Source organism: Kitasatospora sp. NPDC051164 (genome assembly GCF_044455625.1).
Taxonomy (GTDB): Bacteria; Actinomycetota; Actinomycetes; order Streptomycetales; family Streptomycetaceae; genus Kitasatospora.
Genome location: NZ_JBITFB010000006.1, coordinates 70,140 through 92,089 on the forward strand (window position 1 = coordinate 70,140; position 21,950 = coordinate 92,089).

General features: G+C 73.5%; 19 protein-coding genes. 11 read left to right on the forward strand and 8 right to left on the reverse strand.

Annotation, left to right across the window (positions count from 1 at the left end; genetic code table 11):
* Positions 1 to 273: 273 nt before the first annotated feature.
* Positions 274 to 2,340, forward strand: coding sequence for an iron uptake transporter permease EfeU (efeU, locus tag ACIBEC_RS10875; RefSeq protein ID WP_360491353.1), 2,067 nt, complete (start codon positions 274 to 276; stop codon positions 2,338 to 2,340).
* Positions 2,340 to 3,683, forward strand: a complete 1,344-nt coding sequence (gene efeB, locus ACIBEC_RS10880; RefSeq protein WP_360491350.1) for an iron uptake transporter deferrochelatase/peroxidase subunit — start codon at positions 2,340 to 2,342, stop codon at positions 3,681 to 3,683. The genes efeU and efeB overlap by 1 nt, the downstream gene beginning before the upstream one ends.
* Positions 3,684 to 3,807: 124 nt before the next feature.
* Here efeB and ACIBEC_RS10885 read toward each other — a convergent pair whose 3' ends face one another.
* Together ACIBEC_RS10885 and ACIBEC_RS10890 are read right to left on the reverse strand one after the other, a co-directional pair.
* A complete protein-coding gene (locus tag ACIBEC_RS10885; RefSeq protein WP_360491347.1) occupies positions 3,808 to 5,193 on the reverse strand; it encodes an ATP-binding protein in 1,386 nt (461 codons plus the stop codon).
* Positions 5,190 to 5,870 (reverse strand): response regulator transcription factor, encoded by a 681-nt coding sequence (locus ACIBEC_RS10890; protein WP_360491344.1) that lies wholly within the window; start codon positions 5,868 to 5,870, stop codon positions 5,190 to 5,192. Before ACIBEC_RS10890 ends, ACIBEC_RS10885 begins: the two co-directional genes overlap by 4 nt.
* A 177-nt stretch (positions 5,871 to 6,047) precedes the next feature.
* On the opposite strand from ACIBEC_RS10890, the gene ACIBEC_RS10895 reads away from it, so the two are divergent.
* Complete coding sequence (locus ACIBEC_RS10895) at positions 6,048 to 7,553, forward strand: glutamate synthase subunit beta (RefSeq protein ID WP_360491341.1); 1,506 nt, start codon at positions 6,048 to 6,050, stop codon at positions 7,551 to 7,553.
* A gap of 68 nt (positions 7,554 to 7,621) precedes the next feature.
* Here ACIBEC_RS10895 and ACIBEC_RS10900 read toward each other — a convergent pair whose 3' ends face one another.
* Positions 7,622 to 8,932 carry an MFS transporter gene (locus ACIBEC_RS10900; protein ID WP_360491338.1) on the reverse strand — a complete coding sequence of 437 codons (1,311 nt, stop codon included), beginning with the start codon at positions 8,930 to 8,932 and terminating at the stop codon, positions 7,622 to 7,624.
* 153 nt (positions 8,933 to 9,085) lie between these two features.
* Here ACIBEC_RS10900 and ACIBEC_RS10905 point away from each other — a divergent pair, with 153 nt between their 5' ends.
* The 4 genes from ACIBEC_RS10905 (at position 9,086) to ACIBEC_RS10920 (ending at position 12,134) form a co-directional block, all read left to right on the forward strand.
* The gene (locus ACIBEC_RS10905) at positions 9,086 to 9,763 is read left to right on the forward strand and encodes a TetR/AcrR family transcriptional regulator C-terminal domain-containing protein (protein WP_360491335.1); all 678 of its coding nucleotides are present in this window, start codon (positions 9,086 to 9,088) and stop codon (positions 9,761 to 9,763) included.
* Positions 9,750 to 10,262 (forward strand): isochorismatase family protein, encoded by a 513-nt coding sequence (locus ACIBEC_RS10910; RefSeq protein WP_360491332.1) that lies wholly within the window; start codon positions 9,750 to 9,752, stop codon positions 10,260 to 10,262. Before ACIBEC_RS10905 ends, ACIBEC_RS10910 begins: the two co-directional genes overlap by 14 nt.
* A gap of 108 nt (positions 10,263 to 10,370) precedes the next feature.
* Positions 10,371 to 11,114, forward strand: a complete 744-nt coding sequence (locus ACIBEC_RS10915; protein ID WP_360491329.1) for a HEAT repeat domain-containing protein — start codon at positions 10,371 to 10,373, stop codon at positions 11,112 to 11,114.
* 3 nt (positions 11,115 to 11,117) lie between these two features.
* On the forward strand, positions 11,118 to 12,134 hold the full coding sequence (locus tag ACIBEC_RS10920; RefSeq protein WP_360491326.1) for a HEAT repeat domain-containing protein: 1,017 nt from the start codon (positions 11,118 to 11,120) through the stop codon (positions 12,132 to 12,134).
* A 140-nt stretch (positions 12,135 to 12,274) separates the two neighbouring features.
* Here ACIBEC_RS10920 and ACIBEC_RS10925 read toward each other — a convergent pair whose 3' ends face one another.
* Positions 12,275 to 13,675 (reverse strand): M14 family metallopeptidase, encoded by a 1,401-nt coding sequence (locus tag ACIBEC_RS10925; protein WP_360491323.1) that lies wholly within the window; start codon positions 13,673 to 13,675, stop codon positions 12,275 to 12,277.
* Between the two features lie 343 nt (positions 13,676 to 14,018).
* Between ACIBEC_RS10925 and ACIBEC_RS10930 the strand changes: the two genes are divergently transcribed.
* Positions 14,019 to 15,050: a medium chain dehydrogenase/reductase family protein gene (locus ACIBEC_RS10930; RefSeq protein WP_360491320.1), complete on the forward strand. Its 1,032-nt coding sequence runs from the start codon at positions 14,019 to 14,021 to the stop codon at positions 15,048 to 15,050.
* A gap of 125 nt (positions 15,051 to 15,175) precedes the next feature.
* On the opposite strand, the gene ACIBEC_RS10935 is transcribed toward ACIBEC_RS10930, so the two are convergent.
* Positions 15,176 to 15,628 carry a hypothetical protein gene (locus tag ACIBEC_RS10935; RefSeq protein WP_396287893.1) on the reverse strand — a complete coding sequence of 151 codons (453 nt, stop codon included), beginning with the start codon at positions 15,626 to 15,628 and terminating at the stop codon, positions 15,176 to 15,178.
* A 118-nt stretch (positions 15,629 to 15,746) separates the two neighbouring features.
* Entirely contained in the window at positions 15,747 to 16,325 is a 579-nt protein-coding gene (locus ACIBEC_RS10940) for a MarR family winged helix-turn-helix transcriptional regulator (protein WP_360491314.1), read from the reverse strand.
* A 232-nt stretch (positions 16,326 to 16,557) separates the two neighbouring features.
* Between ACIBEC_RS10940 and ACIBEC_RS10945 the strand changes: the two genes are divergently transcribed.
* From ACIBEC_RS10945 to ACIBEC_RS10955, 3 genes are all read left to right on the forward strand, one after another.
* On the forward strand, positions 16,558 to 17,757 hold the full coding sequence (locus ACIBEC_RS10945) for a cytochrome P450 (RefSeq protein WP_360491311.1): 1,200 nt from the start codon (positions 16,558 to 16,560) through the stop codon (positions 17,755 to 17,757).
* A 253-nt stretch (positions 17,758 to 18,010) separates the two neighbouring features.
* Positions 18,011 to 18,208: a 4Fe-4S domain-containing protein gene (locus ACIBEC_RS10950; RefSeq protein ID WP_360491308.1), complete on the forward strand. Its 198-nt coding sequence runs from the start codon at positions 18,011 to 18,013 to the stop codon at positions 18,206 to 18,208.
* On the forward strand, positions 18,205 to 19,419 hold the full coding sequence (locus ACIBEC_RS10955) for an FAD-dependent oxidoreductase (RefSeq protein WP_360491305.1): 1,215 nt from the start codon (positions 18,205 to 18,207) through the stop codon (positions 19,417 to 19,419). Before ACIBEC_RS10950 ends, ACIBEC_RS10955 begins: the two co-directional genes overlap by 4 nt.
* An 84-nt stretch (positions 19,420 to 19,503) precedes the next feature.
* Here the strand turns inward: ACIBEC_RS10955 and ACIBEC_RS10960 are convergent, their stop codons facing one another.
* Positions 19,504 to 20,019, reverse strand: coding sequence for a MarR family transcriptional regulator (locus tag ACIBEC_RS10960; RefSeq protein ID WP_360491302.1), 516 nt, complete (start codon positions 20,017 to 20,019; stop codon positions 19,504 to 19,506).
* Positions 20,016 to 21,401, reverse strand: a complete 1,386-nt coding sequence (locus tag ACIBEC_RS10965; RefSeq protein WP_396287870.1) for an MFS transporter — start codon at positions 21,399 to 21,401, stop codon at positions 20,016 to 20,018. Before ACIBEC_RS10965 ends, ACIBEC_RS10960 begins: the two co-directional genes overlap by 4 nt.
* Between the last annotated feature and the right edge of the window lie 549 nt (positions 21,402 to 21,950).

The following is a 21,950-nucleotide window of genomic DNA, read 5'->3' on the forward strand; positions in this document are numbered from 1 at the left end:
GCGCCTTCCGCCGGCCGTCCGTCTCCCGCCGACCGCCCTTCTCCCGTCGACCGCAGCGACGTGCCGGTTTGGGGAACGCACGGGGGGTTCCATACCGAACCCTTACCTGAAGCGGGGGTGCAGTTGACCAGCGCGGCTCTAAGGTTTGCCTAAGCTAAGCCGAAGCGCCCTGGACCACGACGTCCGGGGCGTTCGGCTGTGCCGCTCCACCGCCACCGCGGCGGGGCGAGGACAGGTGACGGCCCGGGGTGGCCCGGGGGAGGAGCCCGCTGCATGTGGGATGAGGCGTTTCCCAGCTTCCTGATCGGGTTGCGCGAAGGCCTGGAAGCCGGACTGGTCGTGTCGATCCTGGTCGCCACGATGGTCCGGGCGGGCCAGAAGGCCCGACTGCCCCAGGTGTGGACCGGCGTCGCGGCGGCCATCGCGCTCAGTCTCAGCTTCGGCGCGGTGCTGACCTTCACCTCCGCCACCCTCTCCGGTCACGCCCAGGAGGCGTTCGGCGGGGTGCTCAGCCTGATCGCGGTCGGCTTCGTCACCGCGATGGTGTTCTGGATGCGCCGCTCGGCCCGCACCCTCTCCGCCGAGCTGAAGGAGAAGGTCCAGGCCTCGCTGGCGATGGGCGCCGGCGCGCTGGTCCTCACCAGCTTCCTCGCGGTCGCCCGCGAAGGCCTGGAGACCTCGCTCTTCCTGTGGACCAACGTGCGCACCGCCGGGGAGTCCACCGGCCCGCTGCTCGGCGCGGCCGTCGGCCTGGTGCTCTCCACCGGGCTGTGCTGGGGCCTGTACCGGCGGGCGCTGAAGATGAACCTCACCCGGTTCTTCACCATCACCGGCGCAGGGCTGATCGTCGTCGCGGCGGGCGTGCTCGGCTACGGCCTGCGCGACCTGCAGGAGTCCGGCCTGGTCGGCGGCGGAAGCACGTACGCCTTCGACCTGAGCGGGCACCTGGACGCCTCGTCCTGGTACGCCACGCTCGTCCAGGGCACGCTCAACCTGACCGTCACCATGACGGTCCTGCAGGTCATCGGCTACGTCGCGTACCTGGGCATCGTGATGACGAGTTTCATCGAGGACGTCCGGGGCGGCGCGGGTGCGCCGGCCGCGACTCCCGCCGCGGGTTCCGGGCCGGCTGCGGCCGAGAAGGCCGTGCCCACCGAGCAGAAGACCGGACCGGTGCGCCCCGGGCGTCCGCGCTGGGTGCTGCCGGTCGCGCTGGTCGCCGTCCCGGTCGTGGTGGCCGGCGCCGTCATTGCGGTCAGTGACGGCAAGCAGGACAGCTCCGCCACCGTCACCGTCTCCGAGCACGACTGCGGCAAGGGCTTCGGCACCCCGCAGCCCGGCCAGCAGGTGTTCCAGATGCACAACACCGGCGACAAGGTCTCCGAGGTGTACCTGGTCAACCCGGGCACCGGCGCGGTCTACGGCGAGGTCGAGGGCCTGGCCCCCGGCACCACCCGGGCCCTGACCGCCACCATCGGCTCGGGCGACTATGCCTGGCGCTGCGTGCCCACCGGCGGAAACGCCGTCACCTCCGCCGCCGTGCACCTCACTGGCGGCAGCGAGGTCAAGGCCGTCAAGCCGGTCTCCGAGGACGACCTCAAGGGTCCGCTCGACAGCTACAAGGACTACGTCGACCAGGGCCTCGCGACCCTCATGACGCAGTCCCAGAAGCTCCAGGCCGACGTGCACTCCGGCGACCTCGCCACCGCCAAGGCCGACTGGCTCACTGCGCACCTGCAGTACGCCTCGCTCGGCGCCGCCTACGGCACCTTCGCCGACCTCGACGGCAAGATCGACGGGCGCCCGGACGGCCTCGCCGACAAGTACCAGGACCAGGGCTTCACCGGCTTCCTGCGCCTGGAGTACGGCCTGTGGCACGGCCAGTCCGCCGCCGACCTGACGCCCGTCGCGGACGAGCTGGCGCAGAACGTCGCCAAGCTGGCCCACGATTTCCCGACGCAGGACTTCGACCCGGCCGACCTGCCGCTGCGCGCCCACGAGATCCTGGAGAACACCCTCCAGTTCGAGCTGACCGGCGACACCGACATGGGCAGCGGCACCAACCTGGCCACCGCCCAGGCCAACCTGGCCGGCACCCAGGAGCTGCTGACCCTGCTCCAGCCGCTGCTCGACGAGCGCGACCCGCAGCTGCTGGTGCGGGTGAACGCCGGGATGAAGCGGGTCGGCGACCTCGTCGCCGCCGCCCACGCGCCCGAGGGCTGGACCCCGGTCGACCGGCTGTCCGCCGACGCCCGCCGCCGGCTCAACGGCGCCACCGGCCAGCTGCTCGAAGACCTCGCCCCCATCCCCGCCCTGCTCGAGATCCGGAAGGCCGCCTGATGACCGACCACACCGCAGCCGCCGGCTCCTGCCCGTTCCCGCACGCTGCCGCCCAGGAGGCCGCCCGCGCCGCCGCCGTGGCCGCGCCGGAGAGCGGCTGTCCGGCCGGTCCGGCCCGGCGCAGCTTCGTCCGGGCCGCGCTCGGCGCGGGTGCCGGAGCGGCCGTGCTCGGCGGCGGCGCCCTCACCCTCGGCGCCGGCCCGGCCGCCGCCGGGGACGGCCGGCAGGCCAAGAGCGGGGCGGTCCCGTTCCACGGCGACCACCAGGCCGGGATCACCACCCCGGCCCCCGGCTACGCGGCCTTCGTGTCGTGCCAGGTGATCGCCCAGGACCGCAAGGGCCTCGAAGACCTCCTCAAGACCCTGACCGAGCGGATCCGCTTCCTCGCCGCCGGCGGCACCCCGCCCGACCTCGGCGTCGGCGCGCCACCCTCGGACAGCGGCATCCTCGGCCCGACCGTCCCCACCGACAACCTGACCGTCACGGTCGGCGTCGGCGCCTCGCTCTTCGACGACCGCTACGGGCTGGCCAAGGCCAAGCCGCTCAAGCTGACGCCGATGAAGACCTTCCCCAACGACAACCTGCAGGCCGCCGAACTGCACGGCGACCTCTCGCTGCAGATCTGCGCCGACCGCCAGGACACCGTGCTGCACGCGCTGCGCGACCTCACCCGGCACACCCGCGGCGCGCTGCAGATCCTCTGGCGGATCGACGGCTTCCAGAACCAGTCCCGCCCGGACGGCGCCCAGCGCAACCTGCTCGGCTTCAAGGACGGCATCGTCAACCCGGACACCGGCTCGTCCCGGGAGATGGATCGGCTGATCTGGGTGAACGGCGGGACCGGCGAGCCGGCCTGGGCCGTCGGCGGCAGCTACCAGGTGATCCGGATCATCCGGATGCTGATCGAGTTCTGGGACCGCGTCACCCTGACCGAGCAGGAGAAGATGTTCGGCCGCCGCCGCGACACCGGCGCGCCGCTCGACGGCCACCAGGAGACCGACGCGCCGGACTACGCCAAGGACCCGGACGGCAAGGCGATCCCCCTCGACGCGCACATCCGCCTCGCCAACCCGCGCACCGCCGACACCGACGACTCCCGCATCCTGCGCCGCGGCTACAACTACGACCGGGGCATCGACAAGGCGGGCAACCTGGACATGGGCCTGGCGTTCTGCTGCTACCAGCAAGACGTGGTGCGGCAGTTCGAGGCCACCCAGACCCGGCTCATCGGGGAGCCGCTGGTGGACTACATCTCGCCGACCGGCGGCGGGTACTTCTTCGTCCTGCCGGGTGTGAAGGACAACGCCGACTGGCTCGGGCGGGGGCTGCTGGCCGCCGTCTGAGGGTGAACTCCACGGCGGCCCCGGTGCGTCGACGCACCGGGCCCGTTCGTGCGGCCCGGTCACGCCGGGCCCGTTCGTGCCGTCAGCCGGATGTCGTCAGTGGTCAGCATCGAGCCGTCAGGCGTCACCTGCCGAGCGTGAAGCCGATCACCGCGCCGCCGCCCGCCCGGTTGGTCGCGAAGGCCGTGCCGCCGTGCGAGCGGGCCACCTCGTCCACGATCGCCAGGCCCAGCCCCGAACCGGGCAGGCTACGGGCTGCGGTGGCCCGGTAGAAGCGGTCGAAGACCCGGTCGAGGTCGGCCACGTCGATACCCGGGCCGCGGTCGCGCACCTCCACCCGTGGGCCGCGCACCACCACCTCGATCGGGCCCGCGCCGGCCGGGTCGAACTTGGCGGCGTTGTCCAGCAGATTGCCCACCGCCCGGGCCAGCGCGTCCGGGCGGGCGGTGACCACGGTGTCGTCGGCGTCCACCAGGATCTCCCGGTCGCTGCGCCGCCGGGCCTGGGCGGCCGCCCCGCGGACCACCTCGGCCAGGACCACCTGGGCCGGCTGCTCGTCCGCCCTGCGATCCGCGGCGAGTGCCACCAGCTCCTCCACCAGCTGGGTCAACTCCCGTGCCTCCTCGGTCAGATCGGCCATCAGGGCGGCGCGCTCGGCGGGCGGCAGCCGGTCCATGGCCGGGAGTACGGCGAGGTTGGTGCGCAGACTGGTCAGCGGGGTGCGCAGCTCGTGCCCGGCGTCCTGGACGAGGCGACGCTGGTTCTCCTTGGCGGCGGCGAGCCGGACCAGCATCCGGTCGAAGGCCCGGCCGAGCCGGCCCACCTCGTCCGTCCCGGCGGCGGGCACCGGGACGTCCAACCGCCCGCTGGTGGCGACCAGTTCGGCCGCTTCGGTGAGCCGGACCAGCCGTCCGGAGATCCACCGGGCGAGCAGCCAGCCGGCCCCGCCCGCGAGCACCGCGACGACCGCCACCAGGGAGGCGGTCCGGATCCGCAGGGCGGACAGCAGGTGCTCGGTGGGGCCGACCTGCTGGATGATCTGGACCGCGCCGCGACGGCCGCCGAGCGAGACCACGCCCACCCGGAGGGTGTCTCCGTGCAGTCGGCGCAGCCCGGTCACGGTGCGGCCGGGCTCGTCGGCCCGGGCGAGTTCGCGGTCGGCCGGGGTCGACGGCAGGTCGAGCCGGGCCGTGCCGGGGAGCACCCGGGCGTCGGGGGAGAGCGCCTGCGAGGTCACCCGGATCGGGCGCAGCAGGTCGTCGCTCAGGCCGCTGGGGCCGGCGAAGTCGCCCGGGAAGAGGACCTGCTGTTCGACTTGCCGGTCGACGGACCGGACGGCCGCCGTGAAGTCGGCGGCCTCGTCGTCCCGGATCAGCCGGGCGGCGGCGTGATAGCCGAGCGCGCCGATCAGGACCGCCACCAGGGCGGCGATCGCGGCGAAGGCGAGCGAGAGGGTGGTGCGCAGGCCCAGGCGCGGCAGGCGCGGGCGGCGGCGCCCCGGGCCGGTCACGGCTCGCGCAGCGTGTAGCCGACGCCGCGGACGGTGTGGATCAGCGGGGCCAGGCCGGAGCGGTCGAGCTTGCGGCGCAGGTAGCCGATGAAGACGGCGAGGTTCTTCGAACCGGGGCCGAAGTCGTAGCCCCAGATCTGCTCGTACAGGGTGGCCTGGTCGAGGACGGCCCCGCAGTGCCGGGCCAGCAGTTCCAGCAGGTCGAACTCGGTGCGGGACAGTTCCAGCTCCTCGCCGGCGCGCCAGGCCCGCCGGGCGGGCGGATCGATCCGCAGGTCGGCGACGGTCAGGACCTCGGTGGCCGGGGCGGTGTGGTTGCGGCGCAGCAGGGCGCGCAGGCGGGCGAACAGCTCGTCCACGTCGAAGGGTTTGACCAGGTAGTCGTCGGCCCCGGCGTCGAGGCCGGCGATCCGGTCCGGGACCTCGACCCGGGCGGTGAGCATCAGCACCGGGGTGCGGTCGCCGGCGGCGCGCAGCCGGCGGCAGACCTCCAGGCCGTCCGGCTCGGGCATCATCACGTCGAGCAGCAGGACGTCCGGGCGCTGTTCGGCGAGGACTGCCAGGGTCTGGGTGCCGTTCGCGGCGATCCGCACCCGGTAGCCCTCCAGCATCAGCGCGCGGGTGAGTGAGTCGCGGATGGCCCGGTCGTCCTCGGCGATCAGCACGGTGTGGGTCATGGCGAAGATTCTCCCTGGCGTGCTCACGACCGTTCCGGGCGGGTCGGGTAGACGGCCTGGCGGGCATCTCCGGGTACCGCTTTCGCCTGCTGCTTCGTGGGCGTACGGTGGCCACACGGTGGCGTGCCGCCGGGTGGGCCGCCGGGTCAGTGTCGGCACGCCCTGCCGGAGGCCGCGATGGCAGACCGGATGGCCTTCTTCACCACCCCGCGCGCGGAGCGGGCGCGGCGGGACGCGCGGGAACGGCTCGACGACCGGCGGGAGGTGTACCGGCCGGGGGCGCTGCTGCCGATCGTGAGCGGACAGGCGGAGCGCTGCATGGACTGCGGGCTGCCGTTCTGCCACAGCGCCTGCCCGCTCGGGAACCTGGTGCCGGACTGGAACCGGCTGGTGGCGGCCGCCGACTGGCGGGCGGCGGCGGCCCGGCTGCTGGCGACGAACAACTTCCCGGAGTTCACCGGGAGGCTCTGCCCGGCGCCCTGCGAGAGCGCCTGCGTGCTGGCCATCGACGGTGCCGCGGTGACCATCAAGAACGTGGAGCTGGCGATCGCCGACCGGGCCTGGGAGGAAGGCTGGGACGAACCGTTGCCGCCCGAACAGACCGGCGGATGGGGTGACAGGCGGGGGGACGGGCGGGGCGGCGGGCGGCGGGTCGCCGTGATCGGGTCGGGCCCGGCCGGGCTGGCCGCCGCCCAGCAGCTGACCCGCGCCGGGCACGCCACCACGGTGTACGAGCGGGCCGACCGCCCCGGCGGGCTGCTGCGGTACGGCATCCCGCCGTTCCGGCTCGAGAAGCACCGGCTGGAACGGCGGCTCGACCAACTGCGGGCCGAAGGCACCGCGTTCCGCACCGGCGTGTGGGTCGGCCGCGACCTGCCGGGCGAAGAGCTGCGGGCCGGGTACGACGCGCTGGTCGTCGCCGTGGGCGCGACGGCCTGCCGGGAACTGCCGGTGCCCGGACGCCAACTGCCCGGGGTGCACCAGGCGATGGACTACCTGACCTGGGCGAACCGGGTGGACGAGGGTGACTGCCCGGACTCGCCGGTCTCCGCCGAAGGCCGCCACGTGGTGATCGTCGGCGGCGGGGACACCGCGGCCGACTGCCTGGGCACGGCACTGCGCCAACGCGCCGCCTCGGTCACCCAGCTGGACATCAACCCGCGCCCACCGGAGCGCCGGGCGCCAGGGCAGCCCTGGCCGGTCCACCCCAAGGTGTACCGCGAAACCACCTCGCACGAGGAGTCCGGCGCCACGGCGGCCGGGCCCCGGGAGTTCGCGGCGGTCACCGTGGGCTTCGAACCCGGTCCGGACGGCCGGCTCGCCGCCGTCCGCCTCGCCGAGACCGAGCCCGCCGACCGCCGCCCGCGGGCCGGCACCGAACAGAGCCTGCCGGCGCAGCTCGCACTGCTCGCCCTGGGCTTCACCGGGCCGGAGCCGGACCAGCGGCTCTTCGCCCAACTCGGCCTCGCCACCGGGTCCGAGGGCACCCTGGTCAGGGACGACGGCTTCGGCACCGCGGCGGAGGGCGTCTTCGTCGCGGGTGACGCCGGACGCGGACAGTCGCTGATCGTCTGGGCGATCGCCGAGGGACGGGCGGCGGCCGCGGCGGTGGACCGCTACCTGCGGGGGCGGACCGAACTCCCGATGCCGATCCGGGCCTCGGCGCGGGCACTCACCGTGTGATCCCGAAGGGCCCTCGCCCGGCCTGGAGGTCTGAAGTGCCCGCGTCCGGCCGGGCCACTGGGCGTGCCTCATGGGGTGGGCTCCGCCGCCGGTCCGGTGGTCGGTTGGAGGGTTGGCGCGGTGGTTGGCGCGGTGGGGTGGGCGCGCCGGTCGTAGCGCCAGAGCGCGGGGATCGCGGCGGGCAGTATGGCGGCGCTGCCGAAGCAGAGTAGGCCGCCGGTGCGCAGGGCGGCCCGGATGCCCTGCCGGACGGCGAGGCCGCCGGCCCGCAGATCGCCCAGGGCCGGCCCGGCGGAGCCGATCAGCATCTCCAACCCGGCGGCGCGGCCCCGGAGTTCGTCCGGAATGGACTGGTTCCAGATCGCACTGCGGAAGGTGTCACCGATCCAGTGCGCCCCGCCGGCGACGGCCAGGCAGAACAGGACGACCCACAGGCCCGGGGCGACGGCGGCCGCGGCCGTCGCCGCGCCGACCAGGGCGGCGGAGAGCACCACCAGTCGGCCGTGTCGGCGTACCCGCTCGGTCCAGCCGCCGGTCGCCGCGGCGATCAGGCTGCCCACCGCTCCGGCCGAGTAGAGCAGGCCGAGCGCCCACGTCGCGTCCAGCTCCGCGGCCAGGAACGGGAACAGGGCGGTGGGCAGGGCGAAGACGGTGGCCGCGAGGTCGGCCAGATAGGTGCCGATCAGGTCAGGCCGCCGCGCGGCGTACCGGGCGCCGGCGACGAACTCGCCCAGCTGCGGCTTCACGGCGTCCCGCTCGGATGGGACGGGACGAACCCGGGCGAGCAGGGCGAGCGAGAGCAGGAAGGTGCCGAGGTCGACCAGGTAGGCCGCAGGGGCGCCGGCGGTCGCGATCAGCAGCCCGGCGGCGGCCGGGCCCACCACCCCGCCGACGCTCCAGCGCAGCGAGAGCAGGGAGCCGGCCGCCACCAGGTGATCGGGTGGCACCAGGCGCGGAATCATCGCCTCGACCGAGGGCTGCTGGATGCCCTGCAGGGCTGCGGCCACCCCGGCGGCCACGTAGAGCGGCCAGGCAGCGGGCGCATCGAGCAGCGCGTTGGCCAGCAGCAGGGCACTGAGCGCGGCCAGCGCGAACTCGGTGACCAGGGCCACCGTGCGGCGGTCGGCGCGATCGGCGAGGACACCGCCGTACAGGCCGAACACGATGACGGGCGCGAGTTCGACCGCCCCGACCGCGCCCACGGCCCACGGCGAGCCGGTGAGGTCGGCGATCTGCAGGGGGATCGCCGTCATGGTGAAGACCGAGCCGAGCAGGGTGACCGTGCCGGAGGTCCAGATCAGACGGAAGTCCCGGGAAGACCGCCAGGGCGCGGTGTTCGGGAGCAGCCGGGACCGGAAGCGGTCGGGGGTGGAGGTCATACGGGGTTGGTCCCTTCGTGGCCGGCGTCGTCGCGGTGGTGGCGGGTGGGCAGGTGGCAGTGATGGCGGTCCTTATCGCTGATAAGTTCCAGCTCGGGAACTTATCGGCGATAAGGTGAGTCCGGCAAGCGATTAACCCGGGAGGTCGAACGGATGGCGCTGCAACGCGACGACGTGGTGCGCACCGCGCTGCGCCTGCTCAACGAGGAGGGCATCGAAGGGCTGACCACCCGCCGGCTCGCCCGCGAACTCGGCGTCCAGTCGCCGGCCCTGTACTGGCACTTCAAGAACAAGCGGGAACTGCTCGACCTGATGGCCGAGGCCATGCTCGCCGAGGCCCTCCCGCCCGACCGCGAACCGGACCCGGAACACTGGCCGGCGTGGATCGCCGCCGACGCCCGCGCCAAGCGCCACGCCCTGCTCGCCTACCGCGACGGCGCCCGGGTGCACGCCGGCACCCTGCCCGCCGACGACGAACTCCCGGCCGTCGAGGCCCAGTTGCTTGCCCTCAGTCGGGCTGGGCTGCGCCCGCGCACGGCGCTGCGGCTGCTGCTGACCGTCGACCGGTACATCATGGGCTGGGTCACCGAGGAACAGGCCTGGCGGCAGGACGCCGCAGACCGCGAGCGGCCGCCGTTCCCGGACGACGCGCTGCGCGAACTGCCGCTGCTACGCGAGGCCGCCGACGTGCTGCGGATGACCGACCACGACGCCGACTTCGAGTACGGGCTGCGCGTGATGATCGAGGGGTTCCGGGCGGAGATCGCCCGGGAGGCGGCGGAGTCGGCCGGGCCGGGGGATGGGCTAGGTTGGCGCCATGCCCACCCTTGATCCCCGCAGCACGGCCCTGGTCCTGATCGACCTGATGAGCCGGATCGTCGCCAACCCGCTCGCGCCGCACGCCGGTTCGGAGGTGGTGACGACCTCGCTGGAGCTCGCCCGGGCCTTCCGCGCCGCCGGCGCCCCGGTCGTCGCCGTACGGGTCGACCGGCCGAACGTCGCCGAGCAGCCGCCCGGGAGCGAACTGCTCGCGGAGGTCGAGGCGGTGGCCGACGAGGTCGTGGTGAAGCGCACCCTCGGTGCCTTCCAGGGCACCGGCCTGCACGAGCTGCTCCGGGAACGGGGCGTGGAGACCCTGGTGTTCGCCGGGATCGCCACCAACCTCGGGGTGGAGTCGAGCGCCCGCGCGGCCTCCGACCACGGGTACGAGCTGGTGTTCGTCGAGGACGCGATGACCGCGCTCACGGCGGAGGAACACCGGGCGTCGGTGGAACTCGACTTCCCGCGTCTCGGGGAGGTCGTGGCAGCGGGGGACCTGCGGCTGGGATAGGGCCCGCCTTCCTCGGACCGAGGGCCTGCCTCCCTCGGCCCTCGGCCCGGCTCTGCTTGACCTTGACACAGTGACAAGGCCTTCACTGTGGCCGAGGAGGTAGTCCTGATGACCATGCCGACAGAGAGCACGAACACGAGCGCGAAGGCGAACACGAAGGCGAAGGCGAACGCGAAGGCGAAGGCGAACGCGAAGGCGAACGCGAACGAGGCGCGAGCCCTCCGGGGACTGGAGAGCGACAACTCGTCGGTCCGACTGCAGGCGGCGTTGGCCGTGGGCACGAACCCGGAGCCGGCGTTCGTCGGCAAGCTCATCGAGCGGTGCGCGATCGAGCCCGAGTTCTCCGTGCGCGAAATGCTCACGTGGGCACTCACCCGGCACGCGGCATCGATGACGGTCCCGGCGCTTGTCGACGAAGCCCGCTCGGAGCGTGCGCAGGCGCGGAGCCAGGCACTGCACACGCTGTCCAAGATCGGGGACCGGCGCGCGTGGCCGGCGATCACACCGGCGCTGCTGTCCGACGCCGACGAGGAGGTGGCCCGCAGTGCCTGGCGGGCCGCTGTCGTGCTCGTGCCCGACGGTGCGGAGCAGGCGTTGGCCGTAGGGTTGGCGACGCAGCTCGGGCGCGGCGAACGCGAGACGCAGCTGAGCCTCAGCCGGGCGCTGATCGCGCTCGGGGAGGCGATGGCGCCGGCACTGGGCGCCGCGACGGCGGACCCCGACCCCCGCGTGCGCGCACACGCGATCGCCACGGAACGCCTGTCGCGCGACCCGGACGCCGGATTCGAGTTCGCGATCGAGGAGGCGAAGCGCGTCGTCGCCCTCGGCGGGCGCGACCAGGAGGGGGGGTAGGCAGTGTTGATCGGTGACGTCGCGCAGCGGTCCGGGGTCAGCGCCCGCATGCTCAGGCACTACGAATCGCTCGGCCTGGTACGGCCGTCGGGTCGCACCGACTCCGGCTACCGGGAGTACTCCGAGGAGAACATCCGGCGGATCTTCCACATCGAGAGCCTGCGGTCACTGGGGCTGTCGCTGAGCGACGTCGGGCGCGCGCTCGATGACCCCGGCTTCGCGCCCTCGGAACTCGTCGACGACCTCCTCCGCCGGACGCTGGACCGCATCGCGGCGGAGACGGAGCTGCTCACCCGGCTCCGTCGGATCGGTGCCGCGGAACCCGCCGGCTGGGAGGACGTCCTCCAGATCGTCTCGCTCCTCCAGGCGCTGGAGTCGAAGAACGCGGGCGCTCGCCAGCGAGCGGCCCTGTCCGCCGCCGAGGAGGTCTCCGTACCGGTGGAAGCCCTGGCCGAGGCCGTGCTGGGCGAGTCGGACCCGAACGTCGCCGGAGCCCTCCGCTGGGCTCTGGCGCAATCCGGCGAGGACGCGTTGGAAGCGCTGGCGAAGGGCCTCGGCTCACCCGCGGCCGAGGTGCGGGAGCGTGCCGTCCGGTCCATCGCCGAGATTCCGAACGGCGAGGCGACCGCCCTGCTGCGGGAGGCCCTCACGAACACCGACATCGTCGTCCGCGGGTACGCGGCCCTGGCACTCGGGACACGCGGAGTGTCCGACGCGGTCCCGACGCTCATCGACATGATCGTCGAGGCGAGGAACGACGCCGACGCGGCCGACGCACTGAGCGCGCTGGCCGGCGACCCCGCCGGTGATCCCGCGTTGGCGGACCGGATCGCCACCGGACTCGTCGACCGCCTCGCCCCCGGCACCGCCGGAACGCCCGCCCGTCGACGGCTGACCCAGGCGCTCGCGGACATCCCGGGGACGACGTCGTCACGCGCCCTCGGGGATCTGGCCCAGGACGAAGACCGTGCGGTGGCGCTCACCGCGACCTACGTCCTCAAGCTGCGCGCCGCCCGGTAAGGGCTGGACGAAGGCTGGTGCGCAGCGCGCCGCACGGCCGGCACCGGCCGTCGACCCGCTGCCGACCGACCGTCAACCTGCCGTCGACCGGCCGTCGACTGGCTCTCGCAGCCCGGTTCGACGGCCGGCGATGCGACCGGTCAGGCGGGGATGCCGCAGTACTGCTGCTGTTTGCCGATCGCGCGGTAGACGCAGTCGGCCGTCTCCACCAGGCGCAGGACCGCTTCGCGGTTGCGGCTGGTCTCGCGGCCGATCACCTCGTCGGGCGGGTAGAAGCCGCTGCTGCCGTTCGGGCCGGGGTACATCTCGAAGGTGTAGGCGAAGACCCGTTGGGCGCCCCACAGCCAGTCGTCGATCGCGCCGTCGGTGATGTAGAGGTCGCTCGACTGCTCGGGCGTGTAGCCGTTGGTGGCGGCCATGGTGCGGCCGAGGGTGGCGAAGGTGTTGTACTCGTCGGCGGTCATGCCGGTGGCGGTGTCGGCGGTGGTCCAGCCGAACGGCCAGAGCACCAGTTCGCTGTAGGTGTGGAAGTCGATGGCGGCGGTGATCTGCTGCTTGCCGCCGACGACCCGGCTGCGGACGAAGTCGGCGACCACCTTGGTCTCCTTGGCGGACTCCGGGGCGCTGCCCCGGTAGGTCTCGTTGGAGGTGGAGCCGGAGGAGCCGCCGCAGCAGCCCCACTTGTAGTTCCAGTTGCGGTTGAGGTCGGTGCCGACGCTTTTGCTGCCGGGGTTGGGCTGGCGGTCCTTGCGCCAGCTGCGGTAGCGGCCGGTGGCGATGTCGTACTCGCCGCCGTCCGGGTTGAGGTCGGGGATCACCCAGATCTCGCGGCTGTTGACGGCGTTGGCGATGCGGCTGTCGGTGGCGTACTTGTCGCCGAACTCGTGCAGCAGGTAGAGGGCCATCTCGACGGTGAGGTGCTCGCGGGCGTGCTGGTGGGCGGTGAACAGCACCTCGGGCTCGTCCTCGTCGGTGCCGACGTTGTCGCTGATCTTCACCGCGACGATCGGCCGGCCCTCGTAGGAGGTGCCGATGACGCGCTTGCTCATGATGTCCGGGTGCGCGGCGACCACGGCGTCGATGTCGGCGGTGGCCTCGGCGTAGTTGTGGTAGCCGGAGTCGGCCTGCGGGAAGTCGTACACCGGGCCGGCCAGGCTCTCGTCCAGGCCCTCACCGCCGGGGCCGGAACCCGACTCGGTGCCGTGGTCGGGGCCGGGCAGCGCGGTGGGGGACCAGCCGAGCGTGCGCAGCCGGTCGGCCTCGGCGGGGGTGGCGGTGACCACCACCGCGTCGGGCAGGACGGCGTCGACGGAGGCGCCGGTGGCGGCGATGGTGGTGCGTTCGGCGACGGTACGGGGGCCGTCGAGCCGGTACTGCCGCGCGGTGCCGGCAGCGGTGTCGGCGGCGCTGTCCGCACCGGCGGATGTGGGCGCCGAAAGGCGGTAGGGGGAGGCGGCCTGGGCGGTGATCGGGGTGGCGAGGGCGAGGGCCAGCAGAACGGCGGTGGCCGCGGCGGGCTTCCCTCGGCGGGGCAGTCGCATGACTGTCCTCCTGTGGGGGTCCGTGGGGGCGGAACGGTGGAGGAGGTGAGGCGCGCGCCAGCATGATGGTCCGTCAGTGTCATGAGTTCGTCAAGAGGTTGGAAAGGTGCGGGCCGGGCGGAACGCATCGGCCATCCGCTGCCGTCCCGCGACACCCTCGCCTCGGTGTCCGGCCATCTGCTCCGGCTCGAAACGGGACTCGTCGAGACGGTCGTGGAGGCATCGGCGTGGCGCGTCCCGCGCGCCATCCGCGTTAGAAGGTCTCACGCTTGTTGTTGACTATCACTCCGGAGTGCGTTAGAACTTATAACGAACACAACAGCTTCTACGAAAGGAGGCGGCCGTGACCAACGAGCGCCTTGTCGAGGTCGTTCTGCCGGGCATCGTCGACCCGGAGGGCCTGCAGATCCGCTACGCCTCCGTACCGGAGCCCGGCGCGGGGCAGATCGTGATCGCCATGGAGGCCACCGGCGTCTCCTTCGCCGAGCAGCAGATGCGCCGCGGCCGGTACTACGACCAGCCGCCGTTCCCGTTCGTGCCCGGATACGACCTGGTGGGCCGGGTCCTGTCGACCGGGCCGGGCGTCGACCCGGCGCTGGCCGGGCGACGGGTGGCCGCGCTGGTGAAGGTCGGCGGCTGGGCCAGCCACGTGGTCGTCGATGCCGCGGACGCGGTCGACGTCCCCGAGGGCCTCACCGCGGCGCAGGCCGAGACGGTCGTGGTCAACGGCATCACCGCCTGGCAGATGCTGCACCGCAAGGCCCGGGTGCGCGCCGGGCAGACCGTCCTGGTCCACGGCGCGAGCGGCGGCGTGGGGTCCGTGCTGGCCCAACTCGCCCGCGCCGCCGGGGCGCGGGTGATCGGTACGGCCTCCGCCCGGCACCACGAGGCGCTGCGGGACCTGGGCGTCGTCCCCGTCGACTACCGGGCGGGAGAGGTCCCCGCGCTGGTCCGGGAACTGGCGCCCGGCGGGGTGGACGCCGTCTTCGACCACGTCGGCGGCCGTAGCGTGATCGATTCCTGGCAGCTGCTCGCGCCCGGCGGCACCCTCGTCGCGTACGGCAGTGCCTCCACCCGCGACGACACCGGTTCCAAGCAGTGGCCGGTCCTCAAGATCCTTGCCCGTACCGCACTGTGGAACGCCCTGCCCAACGGCCGGCACGCGTACTTCTACAACATCTGGGCCGGCCGCGCGCTCGGCAAGGACCGCTTCCGGGCACAGCTTCGGAACGACCTCGCCGAGGTGCTCGCCGCCGTGGGCCGTGGCGAGGTCACCGCCCGCATCGCCGCCCAACTGCCGCTCACCAGCGCCGCCGAGGCCCTGCGGCTGGCGGAGTCCGGCACCGTCACCGGCAAGATCGTGCTGACGGCCTGAGCCCCTGGCAGAGCTGCTCGCCCGAGCGGCCTGCGCGCCGAAGAAGGCCCCCACCGCCACCGGTGGGGGCCGTCTTCGGCGCGCCGTTGGCCGTTGGCCGTTGGCCGTTGGCCGTGCGCCGTGGGTCAGCGCACGGTGACGGTGAAGACCGGGGAGGCGCTGTCCCCGCTGGTGATGCGCAGCTCGTTCAGGCCCTTGAGGCCGAGCTTCACGCCGAGCGAGTAGGAGCCGTCGCGGGTCGTGTGGACGGAGGCGGGCAGCGTGACCCAGCTGCCGTGCTGCTTCTGCTGCAGGGTCACCGTGCTGCCCGCCTTGAGGCCGGTGGTCGTGCCGGTGACGCGGAACAGCTGCCACGCCGGGACGGCGGAGACCGGCGGCTTGGCGGTGATGGCGGCGTGCGCGGCGGCCGGCTGGGTGGCGGCCGACTGCACGATGCCCTGCTGCACGATGCCCGGCTGTGTGGCGGCCGCGGGCTGGGCGGCGGGGGCGGCGGCCATGGCGGTGCCCGCCAGCCCGAGGGAGATCGCGCTGAGGGTGGTCGCGGCGGCCAGGCGCAGGGAGTTCCGCTTGGAGACGATCACAGGTGCACCCCTTTCGAGGGGAGGTGATTGTTTTCGGCCCGAAGGCGGATGCCGCGCTTCGGGCTCTGCCATCTCGAAGGACGCCCTGTTCGGCGGATCGGTTGTGGACGGATCGTCACTGGCTGGTAACGGTGGGCGATTTGGCTGGATCCGGGTCGGCGCGGCCGGCCGCTCCGGTTTCCTCGGCCGGTCCGTCCGGGGGAGTATCGTCCTCGGACAGCGCCGAGGTCCGGACCCGGTGGACGTAGCGGTCGATCAGGTGGCGCAGCACGGTGACGGTGGCGGCGACGTCCGACTCCGGGATTCCCTCCAGCGCGTCAGCGAGCCCGGCGATGTTGGCCCGTTTCAGGCGGTCGAGCATCGCCCGCCCCTCGGTGGTCAGTTCGATCTGGCGGGCCCGCCGGTCCGCCGCGTCCGGGGTGCGCTCCACCAGCTGTTGGCCCTGCAGTCGGTCGATCTGCCGGGTGACGTGGGAGGGCTTGACCATCAGCCGGGTGGCGAGGTCGCCCACCCGGCTGGCGCCCTCCCCGTCGGCGAGCGCGCGCAGCAGGTAGACGTCCGCCCGGGCCGCCGTGATGCCGGCCCGGGCGGCCTGGCGTTCGTGCTCCTGGGAGCGGGTCAGCAGGTAGGCCAGCGAGGCCAGCACGGCCTCCAGGTCGGAGGTGGCGGTCCGATGATCGGTGGCGTCCGGCATGGGGGAACTGTAGCGATCCGGTGCGGGGCGCGGTGGCGCTGCGGGTCCCTGACCGGTTTTCGGACAGATCCGACCGTCGCCCGGTGAGCCCTTTCATCGCCACGGATCGCGAGTTAGCGTGACGGTGAGTTAGTTGCTTAGGGCATGTAAATGGTCCGGAACTGCTCCGCGGCGCCGCGGGCCCACCCGCCCGACGCCGTCGGCACCCGAAGCTCCGAGAAGGGAGCCCATGATGGCCACAACCGCTCAGACCCCCCGGTTCGCCCACCCCGCCGCCCGCGGTGTCTGCCCGTTCGACCCGTCGCCCGCCTACCGGAAGGCTCAGCAGGAGGAGCCGATCAGCCGCGTCTCCCTGTGGGACGGCGCCCCCAGCTGGCTGGTCACCCGCCACGAGGACGTCAAGGCGGTACTCGGCGACGCCCGCTTCAGCTCGGACGCCACCCGCTCCGGCTTCCCGTTCATCAGCGCCGGCGCCCGACAGCTGAGCAGCGGTCAGCCCACCTTCATCAGGATGGACGGCCAGGAGCACGCCCGGCTGCGCCGGATGCTCACCGGGGAGTTCGTGATCAAGAAGGTCGAGGCGCTGCGCCCCGAGATCCAGCGCATCGCCGACGACCTGCTGGACCGGATGACCGCCGGGCGCACCCGTGCCGACCTGGTTCGCGAGTTCGCCCTGCCGCTGCCCTCCCTCGTCATCTGCCTGCTGCTCGGAGTCCCGTACCAGGACCACGACTTCTTCCAGGAGTGCAGCCGGATCCTGCTGCGCCGCGACTCCTCGGCCGAGGAGGTGGGCGCCGCCCAGCAGAGACTGGCCGATTACCTGGTGAAACTCGCCGAGGCCAAGCGCACCGAGCCCGACGGGAGCATCCTCAGCCGGCTGGTGGAGCGCGGCGATCTGGACACCGAGGAGATCGGCGCGATGGGCCGGCTGCTCCTGGTGGCCGGGCACGAGACCACGGCGAACATGGCCGCGCTCTCCGTCCTCGCCCTGCTGCAGAACCCCGACCAGCTCGCCCACGTGCGCGCGCACCCGGAATCCGTCGCCGGCGCGGTCGAGGAACTCCTGCGTTACCTGACCATCGTGCACTCCGGCCTGACCCGGGTCGCCACCGAGGACGTCACCGTCGGCGGGGTCCGGATCGGGGCCGGGGAGGGCGTGATCTGCATGATCAACACCGCCAACCGGGACGCGCGGGAGTTTCCGGACGGCGACGCCCTCGACCTGTCCCGTGACGCCCGCCTGCACCTGGCCTTCGGCTTCGGCGTCCACCAGTGCCTGGGGCAGCCGCTCGCCCGGCTGGAACTGCAGATCGCGCTGAACACCGTCCTGCGGCGGCTGCCCCGATTGCGCCTGGCCGTCCCGTTCGAGGACGTCCGCTTCCGCGGCGAGATGCTCATCTACGGCGTCCAGGAGTTGCCCGTCGGCTGGTGACCGACGGCTGGTGACTGAGGCTCGGTGCCCGACGCCTGGTGACTGAGGCTCGGTGCCCGACGCCTGGTGGCCGAGGCTCGGTGCCCGACGCCTGGTGGCCGACGCTCGGTGCCACGCGCTTGGTGGCCGATGCCTGGTGACTGTCGGCACCGCGACCGGGCCGGGCCCTGTCGGCCACCCGCCGCAACAGCCAACCACCCCAGTGCAGTTCGCCCCCGGCAGGCCGATCCTGCCGCGCCCCGAAAGGAACCCCATGCTCGTCCAGATCGACCAGGAGAAGTGCTGCGGCGCCGGACACTGCGTGCTCGCCGCCCCCGAGGTCTTCGACCAGCGCGACGAGGACGGCATCGTCGTCCTGCTCGACGCCCAGCCCCCGGCCCAGTCCCACCAGGCCGTCCGGGACGCCGCCGCGGTCTGCCCGGCCGCCGCGATCCGGCTGGACGAGGCGTGAGCGCACCGCGCGCGGTGGCCGTCGTCGGCGCGGGCGCGGCGGGACTGCACACCGCCGAGGCGCTGCGCCGCGCCGGGTACGACGGCCGCCTCACCCTGATCGGAGCCGAGGAGGAGCCGCCGTACGACCGCCCGCCGCTGTCCAAGCAGCTGCTCGCCGGGCAGTGGCAGCCGGAGCGCCTGGCGCTGCGCGGCCCGCGGGCGCTGGACGAACTCGGCCTCGACCTGCGCCTCGGGGTGCGGGCCGAACGCCTCGACCGGCGCGAGCGGACGGTGGAACTGTCCGACGGCCGGCGGGTGCGGTGCGAGGCCCTCGTCCTGGCCACCGGGGTCCGGCCGCGCCGGCTTCCGGGCGCCGACGCCACCACGCCCGGCGCCCACGTGCTGCGCACGCTCGCCGACGCGCTCGCGCTGCGCGCCGAACTATCCGCGGGCGTCCGGCTGTTGGTGGTCGGAGGCGGGCTGCTCGGCGCGGAGGCGGCGGCCACCGCCGTCGGGCTCGGGGCTGAGGTGACCTGGCTGACGTCCACCGCCACACCCCTGGCCGCTGTGCTGGGCACCGAGTCGGCCGCGCTGCTGACCGCCCTGCACCGCGAGCACGGGGTGCGGATCCGGCAGGGCGTGGCCGCGGCGGTCGTCCGGCGCGGCGACCGGGCCGCCGGGGTGCGCCTGGCCGACGGCACCGAACTGGCGGCCGATGTCGTGCTGATGGCCATCGGGTCGGTGCCGGACACCGACTGGCTGGCCGGCAGCGGCGTCCGGCTGGACGACGGTGTGGTCTGCGACGCCCACTGCGCCGCCGGCCCCGGCATCTGGGCGGCCGGCGACGCCGCCTCCTGGCCCGACCCCCGCACCGGCTGTCGACGGCGCCTCGAACAGCGCACCAACGCCACCGAGCAGGCCCTGTGCGTCGCCCGGAACCTGCTGACCGGCCAGGACGGCGGGCGGCAGGCGTACGAGCCGGTCCCGTACCTGTGGACCGACCAGTACGGGCTGCGGGTCCAGGCCTTCGGCCGCCCGGGCGGCGCCGACCGCTTCGAGGTCGTCGATGGCGGCCTCGAGGAGCGCCGCTTCGCCGGCGCCTGCGTACGGGACGGGCTGGTCGTCGGCGCGGTGGGCATCGCCTCCGCCCGGGCGCTGCGGCAGTTGCGTGCGCAGGTCGCGGCGTACGGCCCGTGGCAGGGCGCGCCGTGGCAGGGCGTTCCGGCCTGAGGCGAGGCGACGTTCGAGGGGGCCGCCGCCGGAGCCCGTCGGCGGCCCCCGGCTGTCGCGGCCCCTCCAGCCGTCTGCGTCTCCTCAGCTGTCCGCGTCTCCTCCGTGGGTGGTGGGCGATTCGGCCCTCGGTGGGTGCGGGGACGGCTCGGGTGTTCCGGGCTCGTTCAGCAGCAGTTCCAGCAGCGGGAGCGCCGCCTCCAACTCCCGGCACTGGCGCGCGCTGAGCCGGGTGCTGCGGCGGGCCAGGAGCGCGGAGCGTTCCCGACGGATCCGGGACAGCGCCTCCTCGCCCTGTGGCGCCAGGGCCAGCAGTTGGGACCGGCCGTCCAGCGGGTCCGGTGTCTTGGCGATCAGCCCGGCCGCGGTCAGCGGCGCGAGCGTGCGGACCATGGAGGGAACGGTCACCCCCTCGCGCGCCGCCAACTCCCCGAGCCGTAGCGGGCCGTGCTGCTCCACCCGGGCCAGCGCGGAGAGTTGGGCGGCGGTCAGGTCCTGGTCGTCGGCGGTGCGGGCCATCTGCCGGTTGAGCCGGCCGATCACCAGGCGCAGCCGGAGCACCGCCTCGGCGGGGAGTCCGGCGCCGTCCGCCCCGGTCACGTCGCGTCCGCCGTGGTCGGGTCCGCCTTCGCTTCGGCCGCGTCGGCGTCCGCCTCGGGGGCGGCGACGGCGGCGGGCCGGCGGCGTTCGCGGACCAGCGAGACGGCCGCCGCGACCAGCGACATCGCGATCGCCGGCCAGAAGACCACGACCAGGCCGTCGTGGAAGGGCCCGGAGATCAGCTGCGGGAAGAACTCCCGGCCGGTCAGCGTCTGCGCGTTGCCGGGCGGGAGCTGCCCGAGCACGTGCGGGCCCAGCAACTGCTGGATCGGGTTGTAGCCGAGGAAGGCGGCGAAGAGGGTGCCGACCGGTGGCAGGGCGGCGATGGCCCGGGCGTCGCCGACGGGGACGCCTTGCGCGGTCAGTCCCGCGGTGAGCGTGTGCGGAAGCGACCCGGCGAGGCCCGCCACCATCAGCGAGAAGAACACGCCGATCGACAGCACCATGCCGGCGTTCTGGAAGGCGGCCCGCATGCCGGAGGCGGCGCCGCGCGCCTCCGCGGGCACGCTCGACATGATCAGCGCGGTGTTGGGCGCGGCGAACAGGCCGCCCCCCAGACCGTTGAGGAACACCAGGACGGCGAACCAGGGGTAGCCGAAGTCGGTCGGCAGCAGGAGCAGTCCGGCGAAGGACAGCGCCATCACCACCAGCCCGCCGGAGGCGAACAGCCGGGCCCCGGCGCGGTCCGAGAGGTACCCGGAGAGCGGCCCCGCGGCCAGGAAGCCGACGGTCAGCGGGACCAGGTAGATGCCGGCCCACAGCGGGGTGTCGGCGTAGTCGTAGTCGTAGCCGTGCAGCGGCAGCCAGATGCCCTGCAGCCAGATGATCAGCATGAACTGGAGCCCGCCGCGGGCGATCGAACCCAGCAGGGTGGCCGCGTTGCCCCCGGTGAAGACCGGGTCGCGGAAGAGCCTCAGCGGGAACATCGGCTCGGCGACCCTGGATTCGACCAGGCAGAACACGGCCGGCAGCGCGACCCCGCCGATCAGCCCGGCCAGCACCCACGGGTTGGTCCAGCCCATGGTGTGGCCGCCGTACGGCTGGATGCCGTAGGTGATCGCCGCGAGCAGGACGGTCAGGCCGACCGCGAAGGTGACGTTGCCCCACCAGTCGACCCGGGCGGGCCGCCGTACCCCCGTGTCGCGCAGCGAGCGGTAGGCCCAGACCGTGCCGAGGACGCCGATCGGCACATTGACCCAGAAGATCGACCGCCAGTTCCACTCGGCCAGCAGACCGCCCAGCACCAGGCCGATGAAGGACCCGGCGATGCCCGCGACGATGTTCACCCCCAGCGCCGTCCCCCGGCGGTTCGGCGGGAACGCGTCGGTGATGATCGCGGCGGAGTTCGCCATCAGCATCGACCCGCCGACCGCCTGCACCACCCGCCAGACGATCAGCCACAGCGCCCCCGCCCCCGCCGTGCAGCGGATCGAGGGAGAGCGCCACCGAGGTGAGGGTGAAGATCAGGAACCCGGCGTTGTAGATCCGCACCCGGCCGTGGACGTCGCCGAGCCTGCCGAGCGTCACCACCAGCACGGCGGTGACCAGCATGTACCCCATCAGCATCCAGAGCAGGTAGTTGACGTTGCCCGGCTGCAACGGGTCCAGCCCGATGCCGTTGAAGATCGCGGGCAGCGAGATCAGCACGATCGACGCGTTGATGGTGGCGATCAGCGTGCCGAGGGTGGTGTTCGACAGGGCCACCCACTTGTACCGGGGGTGGTCCGGTTCCACACCGCCGCGGACCTGGCGGACGTCCGGTCCTGCCGCCCCCGGAAAGTCGAGTCGCCGCCGCTGCCTCCTGGTGAGGGGCCCATCGGGCCGCCGGGGGTCGGAGAGGGGGATTTCGATAGCTTCCGCCAGCTAACGATAGGCCGACCGGGGTCGGGTCGGTAGGGCCCGGGAACACGCGGGGCGCGACCGGGGCACGG